Below are 18,733 nucleotides of genomic sequence, written 5' to 3' on the forward strand. Positions count from 1 at the left end.
AAAGTTGTGAGGCAGCCGTCATCGCTGCGCAATAAGTTTGGCAGGTGGCTAGATATAATATTTTTGATTAGGCGCAGAAGAGGTACTGCAAGGAAGAGCGTTATGGAGGCAACCCCACCAGCCACACCCCGGCACACAATGTTCCCGCTGTGGCTGCTGCCTTCCGGCTCTGACCAGGTTCACGGGTAATCGTTGCGGGGGGACCGATGGGGTCACCATAACGACGCCTGCCTCTCGGCAAGCGGGGCCATTGTACCGATCTCATCGGAAGTTACAACCGTTGGTGCTGGAATAAAAACATCTGGCTGTTCAAGCACTTGCCCACGGCCTCAGCCAGTACATCGCCCCCTGTGGGAGCTGGCTTGCCTGCGATAGCGTCACCTCGGCCCAACTGATACACCGAGGTGCCTGCATCGCAGGCAAGCCAGCTCCCACAGAAAAGCCATTTCACTGGGCCTGTAGGACCTCATCCGCCCTTCCGCCCTCCTCCTGGATCACCAGATGGATAAAGTGCAACTTGGCAATCACCGCCGGTGGCAGCACAAAGGGATAGAAATCCGGCTGGCCCATGCTGCGTGACAGCTCGTTGAGCATGCCGGCCAGTTCGATCCAGGCGTTGACGAACGACAGGAACGCCACGCCACCCGGATGTTCAGGGTCGTAAAGGGTGCTGAGGGGGAACGGCTGGTAATCCAGGTCCATCTCGCGGGCGCTCATGCCAAAGCCCAGCGCGGTGTCGACGGCATCCATCATATGCAGGTAATGGGCCCAGGTTTCGGCCCAGTCTTCCCAGGGGTGCATGGTGGCGTAGGCGCTGACGCAGGTCTGTTGCCAGTCGGGACGCGGGCCGTTCTGGTAGTGCTGGTCGAGGGCATCGGCGTAGCTGGCGCGTTCGTCGCCGAACAGGCGGCGAAACGGTTCAAGCCAGTGGGTATTGGCGATCAGGCGATCCCAGTAGTAATGACCCACTTCATGGCGAAAATGCCCGAGCAAGGTGCGGTAAGGCTCACGCATCTGTACGCGAACTTTCTCACGATGGGCGTCGTCGGCTTCCTTGATGTCGAGGGTGATCAGGCCGTTGGCATGGCCGGTCATGGGCGCGTTGCCTTCCAGGTCGATACCGACAAAGTCGAAGGCCAGGCCGGTGTCTTCGTCGACGCTCTTGGGCACCACTTGCAAGCCGAGGCTGATGAGCTGGGCCACCAGGCGGCGCTTGGCGATCTCCACTTTGCGCCAGCGTTCGGGGTTTTCCGCGACAGACAGGTCGGGAATGGTGCGATTGAGGCTGCACGCCACGCACAGTGGCGCGGTGCTATGGGCGGGGATCAGCCAGTTGCAGGCGGCCGGGGTGTCGAGGTTGGCGCAGCGGCGGAAGGCGCCGGCGTCCAGATTACCGTCTTGCAGCCAGGTGCCTTCCACGGGGCCGGGTTGCAGGGAGGCAAGCCGGCTTTGTTGCGGTTGGTAGCCCAGCAGGGCCTGGCAGGCCAGGCATTGGCTGTTGCGAAAAAACAGGGATTGGCCGCAGCGGCATTGCCACACCTTGCCGTCGCGGGACGGCCCGGCCACGAAGGGGGCGGCGATGCGTGAACTGAGCTGCTCGAAGTAGCGGAACATGGCGATCTCTCCCCTGGATGACTGAGACTAGATCATTTGCGGGTTGAGATCGTTCCGTTTTCCTACAAGGGGGCCGCTGCGCGGCCCAGCGGGAGCAAGCTCCCTCGCCTCAGGGCGCGATCAGACGGTGATGTTGTGCTTGGCCAGGAAGGCGACGAAGGCTTCTTCGTCGAGAACCTTGAGCCCCAGCTCGCTGGCCTTGGCCAGTTTTGAACCGGCGCCCGGGCCGGCCACCACGCAATGGGTTTTCGCCGAGACGGAGCCCGCCACCTTGGCGCCGAGGCTTTCGAGCTTGTCCTTGGCCACGTCGCGGCTCATCAGCTCCAGGGAGCCGGTGAGTACCCAGGTATGCCCTGCTTCGGGCAAGCCTTCGACGACCTTCTTCTCGCTCTCCCAATGCATGCCGAAGTCTTTGAGCTGCTGCTCGATGGCCAGGGCGCGGTTGGCGTTGTCAGGGTTGTCGAAAAACTCACGCACGGCCTTGGCCTGCTTTTCCGGCAGCGCCTGGCGCATGTCCAGCCAGTCAGCCTTGATCACGCCTTCGAGGCTACCGAACTTGTCCGCGAGTTTCTGCGCCGCACCCGGGCCAACGCTCGGCACATGCAACTTGTCGAGCAAGCCGCCCAAGGTGGTGCTGGCGGCGAACTCGGCACTCAGGTCGCCCTGCTCCTGCAATTGCAGGCCGCACTCGTCCGGCGCCAGCAACGCGCCAATCACTTCCTGGTTATGGCTGTCCTCAAAGAAGCTGTGAATCTCGTGCGCCACTTCCAGGCCCACGTCCGGCAAGTACGTCAGCACTTCCGGCAAAGCCTTCTGCACGCGCTCCAGGGACGCCAGGGAACGCGCCAGCACCTTGGCCGTCTCCTCGCCCACGTCGGGGATGCCCAGCGCATAGATAAAGCGCGCCAGGGTCGGCGTCTTGCTGTTTTCGATGGCCGCGATCAGCTTCTTGCTGGAGATGTCGGCAAAGCCTTCCAGGTCGATGATCTGCTCGTACTTGAGCTTGTAGAGATCCGCCGGCGAGCCGATGAGCTTTTCGTCCACCAGTTGCTCGATGGTCTTGTCGCCCAGGCCATCGATGTCCATGGCGCGGCGCGAGACGAAATGGATGATCGCCTGCTTGAGCTGCGCGCCACACGCCAGGCGCCCGACGCAGCGGTACACCGCGCCTTCGCTGACGGTTTCCTTGCCCTTGCTGCGCTTGACCAGCTGGGTGCGTTCCACATGGGAACCGCACACCGGGCAGCTTTCAGGAATCGGTACTGCGCGGGCGTCTTCCGGACGGCGCTCCAAAACAACCGAAACAACTTGCGGGATCACGTCCCCGGCGCGGCGGATGATCACGGTGTCGCCGATCATCACGCCCAGGCGCGCCACTTCATCCATGTTGTGCAAGGTGGCATTGGACACGGTGACGCCCGCGACCTTGACCGGCTTCAAGCGCGCCACCGGGGTGACGGCGCCCGTGCGGCCGACCTGGAATTCCACGTCGAGTAGTTCGGTCAGTTCTTCCAGGGCCGGGAATTTATGCGCGATGGCCCAGCGCGGCTCGCGGGCGCGGAAGCCCAGCTCGCGCTGGTAGGCAATGCTGTTGACCTTGAACACCACGCCGTCGATCTCGTACGGCAGGCTGTTGCGGCGCTCGCCGATGTCGCGGTAGTAGTCCAGGCAATCCTGAATGCCCTTGGCCAGCTTCAGCTCGTGGCTGATGGGCATGCCCCACTGCTGCAGCTGTTGCAGGTTGCCGATATGGGTGTCGCTGATGTCAGTGGTCACGCCATAGCAGCAGAACTCCAGCGGACGGCTGGCGGTGATCTTCGAATCCAGCTGGCGCAGGCTGCCGGCGGCGGCGTTGCGCGGGTTGGCGAAGGTCTTGCCGCCGACTTCCAGCTGCGAGGCGTTGAGCCGCTCGAAACCGGCCTTGGACATGAACACTTCGCCGCGCACTTCGAGGGTCGCCGGCCAGCCGTTGCCGTGCAGTTTCAGCGGGATATTGCGCACGGTGCGCACATTGACGCTGATGTCTTCGCCGGTGGTGCCATCGCCACGGGTGGCACCGCGCACCAGTTCGCCGTCCTGATACAGCAGGCTGACCGCCAGGCCGTCCAGCTTGGGTTCGCAGCTGTATTCCACCACCGCACCACCGCCGAACAGATCAGCGGCCGGCAAGTCGAGGCCTTCGGTGACCCGGCGATCAAACTCCAGCATGGTGGTTTCATCAAACGCGTTGCCGAGGCTGAGCATTGGCACTTCATGCTTGACCTGGGTGAACGCCGACAACGCCGCACTACCGACCCGCTGTGTCGGCGAATCCCGCGTGACCAGCTCCGGGTGCTCGGCCTCCAGGGCCTTGAGCTCGTGGAACAACCGGTCGTACTCGGCGTCCGGGATGCTCGGCTCGTCGAGGACGTGGTAACGGTAGTTGTGCTGATCCAGTTCAGCGCGCAGTTCGAGAATGCGGGTGTGGGCGGCGGTCATGGGTGTTCTCTCATAAAGCAAAAGAGCAGCCGAAGCTGCTCAATATGTTAGTGCACGGATTCTACAGACAACGCTTAAGCTCAGGCCTCAGCGTTTCTGTGTCAGGGCGCGACGCTCGAACTCGACGATGCGCTGACGGTAATGTTCGATTGTCTGCGCGGTGAGGACGCTGCGTTGGTCGTCCTTCAGCTCGCCATTCAGTTCCTGGGACAGCTTGCGTGCTGCGGCCACCATCACGTCGAACGCTTGTTTCGGGTGACGTGGGCCTGGCAGGCCGAGGAAGAAGCTCACCGCCGGGGTGCTGAACAGGTCGATGTCGTCCAGGTCAAACGTGCCCGGCTTGACCGCGTTGGCCATGGAGAACAGCACTTCGCCGTTGCCGGCCATGCTTTCGTGACGGTGGAAGATATCCATCTCGCCAAAACGCAGGCCGCTTTCGAGGATGTTCTGCAACAGCGCCGGGCCTTTGAAGCCGGCGGCGTCGCGGCAGATCACGCTGATCACCAGCACTTCTTCAGCGGCCGGCTGGTCGTTGACCGATTGGCGCGGCGCGGGCTTGCCGACGTTTTCATCCGGGAAATCATCGTCGCGGCTGCTGAAGCTCGGGCCGTCATCGACGTCGAGGTTCAGGTCGCCCTGATGCGGCTCGGCCACGGCGGCACTCGCACGCTTGCCACGCTTGGACGACGGCTCGCGAGCCTCACGCAACGGCGCGCTCATCGACGGCAGGTCATGCTCGTCCAGTTGCGGTTCTTTATGGGTATCCAGCACACGGGGCGGCCCCAGCAGCTCGGCGGCGCCGTCATCGTCTGGCAGGTTGGACAGGTTGCGGTCCAGACGAAATTTAAGCTTGCCCTTGCCACCGCGCATCCGGCGCCAGCCATCAAAAAGAATACCGGCAATGACAATAATGCCGATGACGATCAGCCACTCGCGCAGACCGATTTCCATGTAATCCCGTGCCTCTAATAAAAAATGCTGAAAAATAAGGGGTTTAGCACCGTGCAAACCGCTTTAAAACGTGGCGCCAACTCTATGTTCTGACTGACGTTTTGCCCACGCACACGAAAAATTGACATTAAACTAGCACGACCAAAGATAACTTTACACCGTCTGTCAAAATGCCTTGAACAATTATGTCGTTAGGCCATCTTTGCCAGACCGGTAAAACACCTTACATCCTGCTGAAAATTCTCTTTCGAAGCCTGGGTCAGGATTCCACCATCGCCATTGCTTCTTCCACATCCACCGCCACCAGACGCGAACAACCCGGTTCATGCATCGTCACGCCCATCAACTGATCAGCCATTTCCATGGCGATCTTGTTGTGGGTGATATAGATGAACTGCACGGTCTGGGACATCTCTTTGACCAGTCGTGCATAGCGTCCAACGTTAGCGTCATCCAGCGGCGCGTCAACTTCATCGAGCATGCAGAACGGCGCCGGGTTCAACTTGAAGATGGCAAATACCAGAGCCAATGCGGTCAGGGCTTTTTCGCCGCCGGACAACAAATGGATGGTGCTGTTCTTCTTGCCCGGAGGCCGCGCCATGATCGTTACCCCTGTATCGAGTAGATCTTCGCCCGTCAGTTCCAAGTAAGCGCTGCCACCGCCGAAAACTTTCGGGAATAACGCCTGTAAACCGCTATTAATCTGATCAAAGGTATCTTTGAAGCGGTTGCGGGTTTCCTTGTCGATCTTGCGGATCACGTTTTCCAAAGTATCCAGGGCTTCGACCAGGTCGGCGTCCTGCGCGTCCAGATAACGTTTACGCTCGGATTGTTGCTGGTATTCGTCGATGGCCGCGAGGTTGATCGCGCCAAGGCGTTGAATGCGCGCGGCAATCCGCTCCAGTTCTTCTTCGGCGTCTTTTTCGTTGGCCTGGGTGGTCAACGTGTTGAGCACGCCATGCAAGTCGTAGCCGTCTTCCAGCAACTGGTCTTGCAGGGTCTTGCGGCGCACGGTCAGGGCTTGCCATTCCATGCGCTGTTGTTCGAGCTGGCCGCGGATCAACTGGGATTGCTGCTCGGCCTGGGTCCGGCGTTTCTCGGCGTCGCGCAGTTCGCGGTCGGCGTCTTCCAGGGCGATTTGCGCGGTCTTGAGTTCTTCGTCGACGGTCATGCGCTTGTCGAGCAACTCTTCGAGCTTGAGACGCAACTCTTCCAGCGGCGCCTCGCCCTCTTCCAGGTTGAGGCTCAGTTGCTCGCGCTTTTCGGTGAGGCGTTCGGACTGCATCTCCAGGCGTTCAAGGGCCTGGGCGGTGGACGCGTGCTGGGCCTTGAGCGAGCCCAGGCGCACCGCCAATTGATGTGCGTGGTCCTTGTGCTGACGGGCTTCCTGGCGCACGCGGTCGAGGCGTTCGCGCAGGCTGTCGCGCTGGGCCAGCAACAGTTCGCGCTGCTCGGTGTCGAGGGCCATGCTGTCGAGGGCTTCCTGCAACTGCAGGCGCGCTTCGCCGATCTGTTCATGTTCCAGGGCGCGCTGCTCGCCCATCTCGGCGACTTCTTCGTCGAGGCGGGTGCGGCGCAGGGTCAACTGTTCGGCCTTGGCCTTGCTCGCGGAGAGCTGGGCCTTGAGTTCACCTTGCTGGCGCGCTTCGTCCTGCAACAGGCGGCGCAGGTGTTCGCGACCGGTTTCTTGCTGGCGCTGGGTGGCGCGCAAGGTTTGCAGTTGGGTTTCCAGGCTTTCGAGGGTGGCTTCGCGTTCTTCGCGTTCGGCGATCAGGTTGACGATTTCCTGGCCACGGGCCAATACGCCGCTTTCCGCTTCGCTGGCGCGGCGCACCCGCAGGAAGTGCCGGCCGACCCAGTAGCCGTCGCGGCTGATCAGGCTTTCGCCGGCCGCCAGTTGGCCGCGCTGGGCCAACGCTTGCTCAAGTGACTCAACCGGCTTGACCTGGCCCAGCCACGGCGACAGATCAATCGCCGCCTCGACCTTGTCCAGCAAACTGCCCGGCACCCGTTTGCCATCGGCAGCAGGGCTGAGCAAACGCAGGTCGCCCTGGGCAAAACCGGCCAGGTCGAAGCCGCCAAAGTCATCCACCAGCACGGCTTGCAGGTCGGCGCCCAGCACGGTTTCCACCGCCAGCTCCCAACCGGCTTCCACTTTCAAACCTTCGGCCAGGCGCGGGCGCTCGGCCAGGTGCTGGTCGCGCAGCCATTCAGCGGTGCCGGTGCCGGGGTCCAACGCCGCTTGTTGCAACGCCTCAAGGGACGCCAGCCGACCGTTAAGCCGCTGCAAATCGCCCTGGGCCTGCTGCTGCGCCTGGGTCGCCTGTTGCAGTTGCTGACGCAATTGCTCCAGGCGCTCCACTTGTTGTTCTTCGCTGGCTTCCAGCTCCTCAAGGGTCATTTCGCTTTCGGCCAGTTGCTCGCTCAGCTCCATGATCGCCGCGTCTTCCGGGTCGGCGGCGAGCAGCACGCGCTCTTCCTGCAAGCGGCGCTGGCGCTCGGCCAGACGCTCCATGCTGGTTTCCAGTTGCTGGATGCGCGACTGCTGCACCTCGGCCTGGCGGCGCGGCTCGGCGGATTGCAGGTTGAACGTGTCCCACTGCTCCTGCCAGCCGTGCATGGTGCTTTCGGATTCTTCCAGGGCGGCGGCGGCCTCTTCGGCGGCAGCGCTGGTGACTTCCTGCTCGGGGGTGAGCATGTCCAGCTCTTCGCCGAGGGTCAGCAGCAACGTGCGGTCGTGGCCCAGGTGAGATTCGGTCTCCAGGCGCGCGCGTTCGGCTTCCTTGAGATCGTCCTGCAACTGGCGCAGACGCTGCTGGCCGTGTTGGATACTTTGCTCGACGCGGGCGATATCGCCGCCCACGGAATAGAAGCGGCCCTGCACCAGATTGAAGCGCTCGGACAGATCATGGTGCCCATCACGCAGGCGTTCGATGCTGGCGTCGGCATTGCGCTGTTCGGCCACCAGCGCTTCAAAGCTGATTTCCTGGTTGCCGATGATCGCCTCGCGCTGGCCGACCTGCTCGTTCAGCGCCTGCCAGCGCAGGGCCGACAGTTGTGCCTTGAGCTGGCGCTCTTCGCCCTTGTATTCCTGATACTTCTCGGCCGCCTGGGCCTGGCGGTGCAGGCGCTCCAACTGGCGCTCCAGCTCTTCGCGCAGGTCGGTGAGGCGGGCGAGGTTTTCGTGGGTGCGGCGGATGCGATTTTCAGTCTCGCGGCGGCGCTCCTTGTACTTGGAGATGCCGGCCGCTTCCTCGATAAAGTTGCGCAGATCTTCGGGCTTGGCTTCGATCAGCTTGGAGATCATGCCCTGCTCGATGATCGAGTAGCTGCGTGGGCCCAGGCCGGTGCCGAGGAAAATATCGGTGATGTCCCGACGGCGACACTTGGTGCCGTTGAGGAAGTAACTGTTCTGGCTGTCGCGGGTCACTTTGCGGCGAATGGAAATTTCCGCGTAGGCCGCGTACTCGCCAATCAAGGTGCCGTCGGAGTTGTCGAATACCAGTTCGATGCTGGCCTGGCTCACCGGTTTACGGCTGGTGGAGCCGTTGAAGATGACGTCGGTCATCGACTCGCCGCGCAGGTTTTTTGCCGAGCTCTCGCCCATCACCCAACGGACGGCGTCGATGATGTTCGACTTGCCGCAACCATTGGGCCCGACCACCGCCGCCATATTACTGGGGAAGTTCACCGTGGTCGGGTCGACGAAGGATTTGAACCCCGCCAGTTTGATGCACTTGAGCCGCACGTTTAGGCGTCCGCCAACGCAGCGATGACCAGCGAGCAGCTACGTTCGCCGTAGGCCGACAGCACCTGGCGAATCTGTGGCAGGTCACGGGCGAGGACGGCGGCGAGCAATTGCTCGAACAACACCAGGTATTCGCTCATGGACGCCTTGCGCTGATCCAGGGCCAGGTAATAGGCGCGGTTCATCGCCGGTTGCAGGTTTTCGACGGTTTCCTGCAAGTACGGGTTGTTGGCGAACGGGTACGCGGCGCGCATCACGTTGAAGCTTTCTTCGACGAAGGCACGGATGTCCTGGCGCTCGAAATTAGTCACCAGGCGCTGCTGGATCTGCACGAACGGCGCCATGTCGGCCTGGGTCTGCCAGCCTTGGGCGACCGCATTGCCGAGCAGGATGTACAACTCGCCCATCAGCGTGCACAGGCTCTGCACCTTGTGCGCGGTGAGTTCGGTGACGTGGGCGCCACGGCGCGGCAGGATCGCGATCAGGTGGCGGCGTTCGAGGATCAGCAAGGCTTCGCGCACGGAACCACGGCTGACATTGAGTGCCAGCGTGACCTTTTGCTCCTGGATCCGCTCCCCAGGCTTGAGTTCGCCGCGAATGATGCGTTCGGCGAGGTGGTGAGCGATTTGCTCGGCGAGACTGTCCGGCGCCTTGAACGTCATGTTTTACCTTCAAAATCTTCTATCGATACAAGCGCGGCAGTGTAGCGCATTGGCCCGCTGATGGCGCTACGCCCACCGTGGCGAATTTGGCACGGAATAAGCACAGCTGAAAACTCAAAAGCCCCTGAAAACGCCGGTTCCAGAAGACTGGACCATAATTGAAAGTGTTGTGATCGCAATTTCTTGACCTTCCGGTCAGAAAACCATTGACCGAAAAGTCAGAGATGACTAGATTCGGCGCAAAGCGGTTAACAACAATAATGAGTCTGCGAGGCCTTCCGTGATCCAGTTTTTACTTAACCAGGAACTCCGTAGCGAGCATGCCCTGGACCCCAATCTCACCGTGCTCAACTACTTGCGCGAGCACCTGGGCAAATCCGGTACCAAGGAAGGCTGCGCCAGTGGCGACTGCGGTGCGTGCACCGTGGTGGTCGGCGAGCTGCACACCGATGCGCAAGGCGCGGAGCAGATTCGTTACCGCAGCCTCAACTCGTGCCTGACCTTTGTCTCGTCCCTGCACGGCAAACAATTGATCAGCGTCGAAGACCTCAAGCACCAGGGCCAACTGCACAGCGTGCAACAGGCGATGGTCGAGTGCCACGGCTCGCAATGCGGCTTTTGCACCCCAGGTTTCGTCATGTCGTTGTTCGCCCTGCAAAAGAACAGCGACGCCCCCGACAGCCAAAAAGCCCACGAAGCCCTGGCCGGCAACCTGTGCCGCTGCACCGGTTATCGGCCGATCCTCGCCGCCGCCGAACAGGCTTGCTGCAACAAGCCGCAGGATCAGTTCGACAGCCGCCAAGCCGAGACCATCGCGCGCCTCAAAGCCATCGCGCCGACGCAGACCGGCGAACTCAACAGCGGTGACAAACGCTGCCTGGTGCCGCTGACCGTGGCCGACCTGGCCGATCTCTACGACTCGTATCCGCAGGCACGCCTGCTGGCCGGCGGCACTGACCTGGCACTGGAAGTCACCCAGTTCCACCGCACGCTGCCGGTGATGATCTATGTCGGCAATATCGAAGAGATGAAGCGCATCGACGACTTCACCGACCGCCTGGAAATCGGCGCCGCCACTGCCCTCTCCGATTGCTACACCGCACTGCACCACGAATACCCGGACTTCGGCGAGCTGCTGCACCGCTTCGCCTCCTTGCAGATCCGCAACCAGGGCACCCTCGGCGGCAATATCGGCAACGCCTCGCCGATTGGTGACTCGCCGCCCCTGCTGATCGCCCTCGGTGCGCAGATCGTGCTGTGCAAGGGCAACACCCGGCGCACCCTGGCGCTCGAAGATTACTTCATCGACTACCGCGTCACCGCGCGCCAGGACAGCGAATTCATCGAGAAGATCATCGTGCCGAAGGGCCACGCACTGTTTCGCGCCTACAAGCTTTCCAAGCGCCTGGACGATGATATTTCCGCCGTCTGCGCCGCGTTCAACCTGAAGATCGATAACGGTGTGATCCGCGAAGCCCGCGTGGCGTTCGGCGGCATGGCCGCCACGCCGAAACGCGCGAAAAGCTGCGAAGCCGTGCTGGTCGGTGCTACCTGGAACAGCGCCACCGTGGAGAAAGCCTGCGCCGCCCTGGCCGAGGATTTCACCCCGCTGTCGGACTTCCGCGCCAGCAAGGAATACCGCCTGCTCAGTGCGCAGAATTTGCTGCGCAAATACTTCATCGAACTGCAAACGCCGCACATCGAGACTCGGGTGACCGCTTATGTCTAACCATCACGCCGTCGTTAAAACCCAGGCCGAACTCGCCGAGTTGTTCGCCCAGGACCTCACCTCCGGTGTCGGCCGCAGCGTCAAGCATGACAGCGCCGCCAAGCACGTCAGCGGTGAAGCGCAGTACATCGATGACCGCCTGGAATTCCCTAACCAACTGCACCTGTATGCGCGCATGTCCGACCGCGCCCACGCCCGCATCATCAGCATCGACACCGCGCCGTGCTACGCGTTTGAAGGTGTGCGCATAGCGATCACCCACGAAGACGTACCCGGCCTGAAAGACATTGGCCCGCTGATGCCCGGCGACCCGTTGCTGGCCATCGACACGGTGCAGTTCGTCGGCCAGGTCGTCCTCGCCGTCGCCGCGCGTGACCTGGAAACCGCACGCAAAGCTGCAATGGCAGCCGTGATCGAATACGAAGACCTGGAACCGGTGCTGGACGTGGTCGAGGCCTTCCGCAAGAAACACTTCGTGCTCGACAGCCATACCCACCAACGCGGCGATTCGGCCAGCGCACTGGCGTCGGCGAAAAACCGCATCCAGGGCACCCTGCACATCGGCGGCCAGGAACACTTCTACCTGGAGACCCAGATCTCCTCGGTGATGCCCACCGAAGACGGCGGCATGATCGTCTACTGCTCCACGCAAAACCCCACCGAAGTGCAGAAACTGGTGGCCGAAGTGCTGGACGTGTCGATGAATAAAATCGTCGTCGACATGCGCCGCATGGGCGGTGGTTTCGGCGGCAAGGAAACCCAGGCCGCCAGCCCCGCGTGCCTGTGTGCGGTGGTGGCGCGCCTCACCGGCCAGCCGACCAAGATGCGTCTGCCACGCGTCGAAGACATGCTGATGACTGGCAAGCGCCACCCCTTCTACATCGAATACGACGTGGGCTTTGACGACAGCGGCCGCCTGCACGGGATCAACCTGGACCTGGCCGGCAACTGCGGCTGCTCGCCGGACTTGTCCAACTCGATCGTCGACCGCGCGATGTTCCACTCCGACAACTCGTATTACCTGGGCGATGCCACGGTCAACGGCCATCGCTGCAAGACCAATACCGCGTCCAACACGGCCTATCGCGGTTTCGGCGGTCCGCAAGGCATGGTCGCCATCGAAGAAGTGATGGACGCCATCGCCCGTCACTTGGCCCTCGACCCGCTGGCGGTGCGCAAGGTCAATTACTACGGCAAGACCGAGCGCAACGTCACCCACTACTACCAGACCGTCGAGCACAACCTGCTCGAAGAGATGACCGCCGAACTTGAGGCCAGCAGCCAATACGCCGAGCGCCGCGAAGCGATCCGCCTGTACAACGCCCACAGCCCGATCCTGAAAAAAGGCCTGGCGCTGACCCCGGTGAAATTCGGCATTTCGTTTACCGCCAGTTTCCTCAACCAGGCCGGTGCGCTGATCCACATCTACACCGACGGCAGCATCCACCTGAACCACGGCGGCACCGAGATGGGCCAAGGCTTGAACACCAAGGTCGCGCAGGTGGTGGCCGAAGTGTTCCAGGTGGAAATCGACCGCGTACAGATCACCGCCACCAACACCGACAAGGTGCCCAACACCTCGCCAACCGCCGCCTCCAGCGGCGCCGACCTGAACGGCAAGGCCGCGCAGAACGCCGCCGAAATCATCAAGCAGCGCCTGGTGGAATTCGCCGCGCGCAAGTACGACGTGAGCGAAGCGGATGTGCAATTCCACAACGGCCATGTGCGCGTGCGTGAGCAGATCCTCACGTTCGAGGCGCTGATCCAGCAGGCGTATTTCGCCCAGGTGTCGCTGTCGAGCACGGGCTTCTACAAGACCCCGAAAATCTTCTACGACCGCAGCCAGTCGCGCGGTCGGCCGTTCTACTACTTCGCCTTCGGCGCGGCGTGCTGCGAAGTGATCGTCGATACGCTGACCGGCGAATACAAGATGCTGCGTACCGACATCCTCCACGACGTGGGCGACTCGCTGAACCCAGCCATCGACATCGGCCAGGTGGAAGGCGGGTTTATCCAGGGCATGGGCTGGCTGACCATGGAAGAGCTGGTGTGGAACAACAAAGGCAAGCTGATGACCAACGGCCCGGCCAGCTACAAGATCCCGGCAGTGGCGGACATGCCGCTGGACCTGCGGGTGAAGCTGGTGGAAAACCGCAAGAACCCGGAAGACACGGTGTTCCATTCCAAGGCCGTGGGTGAGCCGCCATTTATGCTGGGGATTGCCTCGTGGTGTGCGATCAAGGATGCGGTGGCGAGTTTGGGTGACTATCGGCATCAGCCTAAGATCGATGCGCCGGCGACGCCGGAGCGGGTGTTGTGGGGGTGTGAGCAGATGCGGCAGTTGACTGTGCCGAAAGTGGTTGAGGCTGATACCGAGATGGCTTCGCTTTAGACCGAGGTGCTGCCATCGCAGGCAAGCCAGCTCCCACATTTTGAGCTGTGAACACCGGCAAATGTGGGAGCTGGCTTGCCTGCGATAGCGGCCTGACTGACAACAGAGATGTTGAGGTAGACATGAACAACTGGATCAGCGCCCTCGCCCACCTGCAAACCAGCGGCGAACCCTGCGTACTGGTAACCATCATCGAAGAACTCGGCTCCACCCCGCGTAACGCCGGTTCCAAGATGGTCATCAGCGCCGCCCAGACCTTCGACACCATTGGCGGCGGGCACCTGGAATACAAGGCGATGCAGATTGCCCGCGACATGCTTGTACGGGGCCAGCAGAACACCCATCTGGAGCGTTTCAGCCTGGGCGCCAGCCTGGGCCAGTGCTGCGGCGGCGTGACCGTGCTGCTGTTCGAGCCCATGGGCCAGGTACAGGCACAGATCGCGGTGTTTGGTGCTGGACACGTCGGCCGCGCGCTGGTGCCGTTGCTGGCCAGCCTGCCGTGTCGGGTGCGCTGGATCGATTCGCGTGAACAAGAGTTTCCGGAACACATCCCCCAGGGCGTGCGTAAAATCGTCAGCGAAGAGCCGGCCGACGAAATTGCCGACCTGCCGGTGGGCAGTTACTGCATCGTCATGACCCACAATCACGCGCTGGACCTGGAACTCACCGCCGCCCTGCTCAAGCGCAATGACTTCGCCTACTTCGGCCTGATCGGCTCCAAGACCAAACGGGTCAAGTTCGAACACCGCCTGCGTGATCGCGGCTTCGACGCCGCACAGTTGCAACGCATGCGCTGCCCCATGGGCCTCACCGAGGTGAAGGGCAAACTGCCGGTGGAGATCGCGATCTCCATCGCCGGCGAAATCATCGCCACCTATAACGCTAATTTCGGCCAGCACACCGCCAGCGCCGAACCCATTGCCAAACTGCTGCCGGCTTCGCGTCGCAGCCAAGCCATTTGAATTGAGATGACCATGCCTTTGACTCGCAAAGCCTACCGTGCCGCCATTCTGCACAGCATCGCCGACCCCGCTGAAGTGGGCATCGAAGCCTCTTATGAGTATTTCGAAGACGGCCTGCTGGTGATCGAAAACGGCAAGATCAGCGCCGTCGGCCATGCCAGCGATTTGCTGCCGACCCTGCCCGCCGATATCGACGTCACCCATCACCAGGATGCCCTGATCACTCCCGGCCTGATCGACACCCATATCCACCTGCCACAGACCGGCATGGTCGGCGCCTACGGCGAGCAGTTGCTGGACTGGCTCAACACCTACACCTTCCCGTGTGAAAGCCAATTCGCCGACAAGGCCCACGCCGAGGAAGTTGCCGACATCTTCATCAAGGAACTCCTACGCAACGGCACCACCACCGCACTGGTGTTCGGCAGCGTGCACCCGCAGTCGGTGAACGCGTTCTTTGAAGCGGCCGAAAAGCTCGACCTGCGCATGATCGCCGGCAAGGTGATGATGGACCGCAACGCCCCGGACTACCTGACCGACACCGCCGAATCCGGCTACCAGGAAAGCAAGGCGCTGATCGAGCGCTGGCACGGTAAGGGCCGCCTGCACTACGCCGTCACACCACGTTTTGCGCCGACCAGCACGCCGGAACAACTGACGCTGGCCGGGCAACTGCTGGGGGAATACCCGGACCTGTACATGCAGACTCACATCAGTGAGAACAAGCAGGAAATCGAGTGGGTAAAAGAACTATTCCCTGAGCGCAACGGCTACCTGGACGTGTACGACCATTACCAGCTGCTCGGCGAGCGCTCGGTGTTTGCCCACGGCGTACACCTGTGTGACGACGAGTGCGCGCGGCTGGCGGAGACCGGTTCGGCGGTGGCGTTCTGCCCGACGTCAAACCTGTTCCTCGGCAGTGGTTTGTTCAACCTGCCGATGGCGGAAAAACACAAATTGCATGTCGGCCTGGGCACCGACGTGGGCGGTGGCACCAGCTTCTCGCTGCTGCAAACGTTGAACGAAGCCTACAAGGTCATGCAGCTGCAGGGCGCGCGGTTGAGCCCGTTCAAGTCGCTGTATCTCGCCACATTGGGCGGCGCGCGGGCGCTGCGCCTGGAAGACAAGATCGGCACGTTGCAGCCGGGCACGGATGCGGATTTTTTGGTGTTGGATTACAACGCTACGCCGCTGCTGAGCTATCGCTTGAAGCAGGCGAAGGACATTGCCGAGACGTTGTTTGTGCTGATGACGCTGGGGGATGATCGGACGGTGTTGCAGACGTATGCGGCCGGGCAATTGGTACACCAGCGCTAATTTTAGAATCACCGAAAATCAAATGTGGGAGCGGGCTTGCTCGCGAATGCGGAGTGTCAGTCAACAGATCCATTGACTGATCCACCGCATTCGCGAGCAAGCCCGCTCCCACATTTTTTGTCCCAGGTGAGTCAGGAAGATCAGAGTTTGACCGAAGAGCGCCCTGGCTTCTTGGTCTGCAACAAATGCGAAAACACCGCATGCAAATCATCCGACGCACTTTCCTCATCGAGGTTGAGCTTGCTGTCGATGTGATCCATGTGATGCATCATCAGATCCACCGCCAACACCGCATCCCGCGCTTCGATCGCGTCGATCAGCTGGGTGTGTTCATCGTACGAGCAGTGCGAGCGGTTGCCGCTTTCGTACTGGGCGATGATCAACGACGTCTGGGACACCAGGCTGCGCTGGAAGCTGATCAGCGGTGCGTTCTTCGCTGCTTCGGCCAGCTTGAGGTGGAACTCGCCGGAAAGACGGATGCCCGCCCCCCGGTCGCCACGGGAAAAGCTGTCGCGCTCGTCGTTGACCATCTGGCGCAACTCGGCCAGTTGCTCGGCCGTGGCGTGCTGCACTGCCAACTCGGTAATCGCCCGCTCCACCAGACGCCGCGCCATGAAGACCTGGCGGGCCTCTTCGACACTCGGGCTGGCCACCACGGCACCGCGATTGGGCCGCAGCAACACCACGCCTTCATGGGCCAGGCGCGACAGCGCGCGGCGAATGATGGTGCGGCTGACGCCGAAGATTTCGCCCAGTGCCTCTTCACTCAATTTGGTGCCGGGTGCCAGGCGTTGTTCGAGGATCGCCTCGAAGATATGCGCGTAGACGATATCGTCCTGGGTTCCGCTGCGACCGGCCTTGCCGGCTCGCGGTTGTTTCTTGAGAGGTTGCAACTGTTCGTTCATGGGCACTCGGTTTGGAGAACGGCGGCGAATTAACGGTAATACGGCAACAACGGGTTGCTGGCAAGTATCACCTAAAAACATGGCACATTGTACACAACCGTATGCGCCAACACACTGTACGGCTGTTTGTGGCCTCGGCTGTATTGCAATGAGTGGTTACGTTTGAGTTTAGGCTTGAATCAGCAACTTCTCTGGTTAAAGGAACACCTTTCTATGTCCGACGCCGCCCAAGCGCCCCTGCGCCCGCTGGCCGACACATCGCCATCCGCCATCGTCGCCGGTTTCATCGCCATGATGACCGGCTACACCAGCTCCCTGGTACTGATGTTCCAGGCCGGACAAGCCGCCGGCTTGACCACGGCACAGATTTCCTCGTGGATCTGGGCGATCTCCATCGGCATGGCGGTGTGCAGCATCGGCTTGTCGCTGCGCTACCGCACACCTATCACCATTGCCTGGTCCACACCTGGCGCCGCGCTGCTGATTACCAGCCTGGGCGGCGTGAGTTACGGCGAGGCCATCGGCGCCTACATCACCTGCGCGGCGCTGGTGACGATTTGCGGGCTGACCGGCAGCTTTGAAAAGCTGGTCAAACGCATTCCGGCGTCATTGGCGGCGGCCTTGCTGGCGGGGATTCTGTTCAAGATCGGCAGCGAGATCTTCGTCGCCGCCCAACACCGTACCGGCCTGGTGCTGGGGATGTTTTTCACCTACCTGATCATCAAGCGCCTGTCGCCGAGGTATGCGGTGCTGGCTGCGCTGGTGATCGGCAGCGTACTGTCAGGGCTGATGGGCCTTCTGGATTTCAGCGGCTTTCACCTGGAAGTGGCGACGCCGGTGTGGACCACCCCGCACTTCTCCCTGGCCGCGACCATCAGCATCGGTATCCCGCTGTTCGTGGTGGCGATGACCTCGCAGAACATGCCGGGCGTCGCGGTGCTGCGGGCCGACGGTTACAACGTGCCCGCCTCCCCGTTGATTACCGCCACCGGCCTGGCTTCACTGGTGCTGGCGCCCTTCGGTTCCCACGGCATCAACCTGGCGGCGATCAGCGCGGCGATCTGCACCGGGCCCCACGCCCATGAAGACCGCAACAAGCGCTACACGGCGGCGGTCTGGTGCGGGGTGTTCTACGGGATTGCCGGGGTGTTTGGCGCGACGCTGGCGGCACTGTTCGCCGCCTTGCCCAAGGAACTGGTGCTGTCGATTGCGGCATTGGCGCTGTTTGGCTCGATCATCAATGGCCTGAGCATCGCCATGAATGAGCCGAAGGAACGGGAAGCGGCGCTGATCACCTTTATGGTCACGGCGTCTGGCTTGACCCTGTTTTCCATCGGGTCGGCGTTCTGGGGGATTGTCGCGGGGGTGTTGACGCTGTTGATTCTGAACTGGCGCAAGGCATAAAAAAACGGCGACCCTCAGGTCGCCGTTTTTTTCAGTATCACTTAGCCGCGTTGATCGGCTTTTCTGGATACCACACGTCCAGCAGCGGGCTGACTTCAGCCTTGGTCAGCTCGGAACGGGTTTTCAGCCAGGCTTCAACAGCCGCACGTTGCTCTTCGGAAACCGAGCCGCGCTTCTGCAGGCAAACCAGACCGTAGTCGTCGCCGCCAACATAGCCCAGACCGTTGGCTTCCATGGCTTCGTTAATGAATGCTTCGAGGAAAGCGTCGATAGCTTCTTCACTCAGGCCTTCGCTGAAGTCCAGGTTCAGTTCGAAACCCAGCTCTTGAAATTCATCAACGCACAGTTTTTTGCGCAGACGCTGGGAACGGTTAGTCGCCATTGGAACAATCCTCTTAAGTAATAACGGGCGGCACTTTAGCAGTTTAAGGCGGCGATTGCCCGACTCTCTGGGACGGGCGGCAAATTGCCTGCAAAAAAACGCCGATTTCCAGCTATCGTTCAGCTACAAGAGGCCCCACCTTGGGGCATAATGCCGACACTTTCGTGACCAATGAGGGATTTTTCTTAT

Annotated in this window: 12 protein-coding genes and 1 other RNA gene; 5 read left to right on the forward strand and 8 right to left on the reverse strand. The window is 61.4% G+C overall.

The features are described 5' to 3' along the window. Positions 1–112: 112 nt before the first annotated feature. From ffs to DBR46_RS13770, 6 genes are all read right to left on the reverse strand, one after another. Positions 113–209: signal recognition particle sRNA small type (gene ffs / locus DBR46_RS13740), an RNA gene on the reverse strand. A gap of 238 nt (positions 210–447) precedes the next feature. Beyond that, complete coding sequence (locus DBR46_RS13750; protein WP_124526628.1) at positions 448–1,614, reverse strand: putative zinc-binding metallopeptidase; 1,167 nt, start codon at positions 1,612–1,614, stop codon at positions 448–450. 120 nt (positions 1,615–1,734) lie between these two features. After that, a complete protein-coding gene (ligA, locus tag DBR46_RS13755) occupies positions 1,735–4,092 on the reverse strand; it encodes an NAD-dependent DNA ligase LigA (protein WP_124526629.1) in 2,358 nt (785 codons plus the stop codon). An 87-nt stretch (positions 4,093–4,179) separates the two neighbouring features. Beyond that, positions 4,180–5,043: a cell division protein ZipA gene (zipA, locus tag DBR46_RS13760; RefSeq protein ID WP_017739590.1), complete on the reverse strand. Its 864-nt coding sequence runs from the start codon at positions 5,041–5,043 to the stop codon at positions 4,180–4,182. Positions 5,044–5,302: 259 nt separating this feature from the next. Further along, a complete protein-coding gene (gene smc / locus DBR46_RS13765) occupies positions 5,303–8,791 on the reverse strand; it encodes a chromosome segregation protein SMC (RefSeq protein ID WP_124526630.1) in 3,489 nt (1,162 codons plus the stop codon). 2 nt (positions 8,792–8,793) lie between these two features. Beyond that, positions 8,794–9,453 (reverse strand): GntR family transcriptional regulator, encoded by a 660-nt coding sequence (locus DBR46_RS13770; RefSeq protein ID WP_124526631.1) that lies wholly within the window; start codon positions 9,451–9,453, stop codon positions 8,794–8,796. Between the two features lie 280 nt (positions 9,454–9,733). Here DBR46_RS13770 and xdhA point away from each other — a divergent pair, with 280 nt between their 5' ends. From xdhA to guaD, 4 genes are all read left to right on the forward strand, one after another. Next, positions 9,734–11,182: a xanthine dehydrogenase small subunit gene (xdhA, locus tag DBR46_RS13775; protein ID WP_124526632.1), complete on the forward strand. Its 1,449-nt coding sequence runs from the start codon at positions 9,734–9,736 to the stop codon at positions 11,180–11,182. Next, positions 11,175–13,574, forward strand: coding sequence for a xanthine dehydrogenase molybdopterin binding subunit (gene xdhB, locus DBR46_RS13780; protein WP_124526633.1), 2,400 nt, complete (start codon positions 11,175–11,177; stop codon positions 13,572–13,574). Before xdhA ends, xdhB begins: the two co-directional genes overlap by 8 nt. Before the next feature lie 122 nt (positions 13,575–13,696). Next, on the forward strand, positions 13,697–14,536 hold the full coding sequence (gene xdhC, locus DBR46_RS13785; protein ID WP_124526634.1) for a xanthine dehydrogenase accessory protein XdhC: 840 nt from the start codon (positions 13,697–13,699) through the stop codon (positions 14,534–14,536). Positions 14,537–14,548: 12 nt separating this feature from the next. Continuing rightward, positions 14,549–15,853 (forward strand): guanine deaminase, encoded by a 1,305-nt coding sequence (guaD, locus tag DBR46_RS13790; protein ID WP_124526635.1) that lies wholly within the window; start codon positions 14,549–14,551, stop codon positions 15,851–15,853. A gap of 140 nt (positions 15,854–15,993) precedes the next feature. On the opposite strand, the gene DBR46_RS13800 is transcribed toward guaD, so the two are convergent. After that, positions 15,994–16,758: a GntR family transcriptional regulator gene (locus DBR46_RS13800; RefSeq protein WP_017739583.1), complete on the reverse strand. Its 765-nt coding sequence runs from the start codon at positions 16,756–16,758 to the stop codon at positions 15,994–15,996. A 213-nt stretch (positions 16,759–16,971) separates the two neighbouring features. Here DBR46_RS13800 and DBR46_RS13805 point away from each other — a divergent pair, with 213 nt between their 5' ends. Continuing rightward, positions 16,972–18,162: a benzoate/H(+) symporter BenE family transporter gene (locus tag DBR46_RS13805; protein ID WP_124526636.1), complete on the forward strand. Its 1,191-nt coding sequence runs from the start codon at positions 16,972–16,974 to the stop codon at positions 18,160–18,162. 37 nt (positions 18,163–18,199) lie between these two features. Here the strand turns inward: DBR46_RS13805 and DBR46_RS13810 are convergent, their stop codons facing one another. Next, the gene (locus DBR46_RS13810; RefSeq protein WP_124526637.1) at positions 18,200–18,544 is read right to left on the reverse strand and encodes a YggL family protein; all 345 of its coding nucleotides are present in this window, start codon (positions 18,542–18,544) and stop codon (positions 18,200–18,202) included. Positions 18,545–18,733: the final 189 nt, after the last annotated feature.

This window comes from Pseudomonas sp. KBW05, assembly GCF_003852405.1.
In the GTDB taxonomy this organism is placed as follows: Bacteria; Pseudomonadota; Gammaproteobacteria; order Pseudomonadales; family Pseudomonadaceae; genus Aquipseudomonas.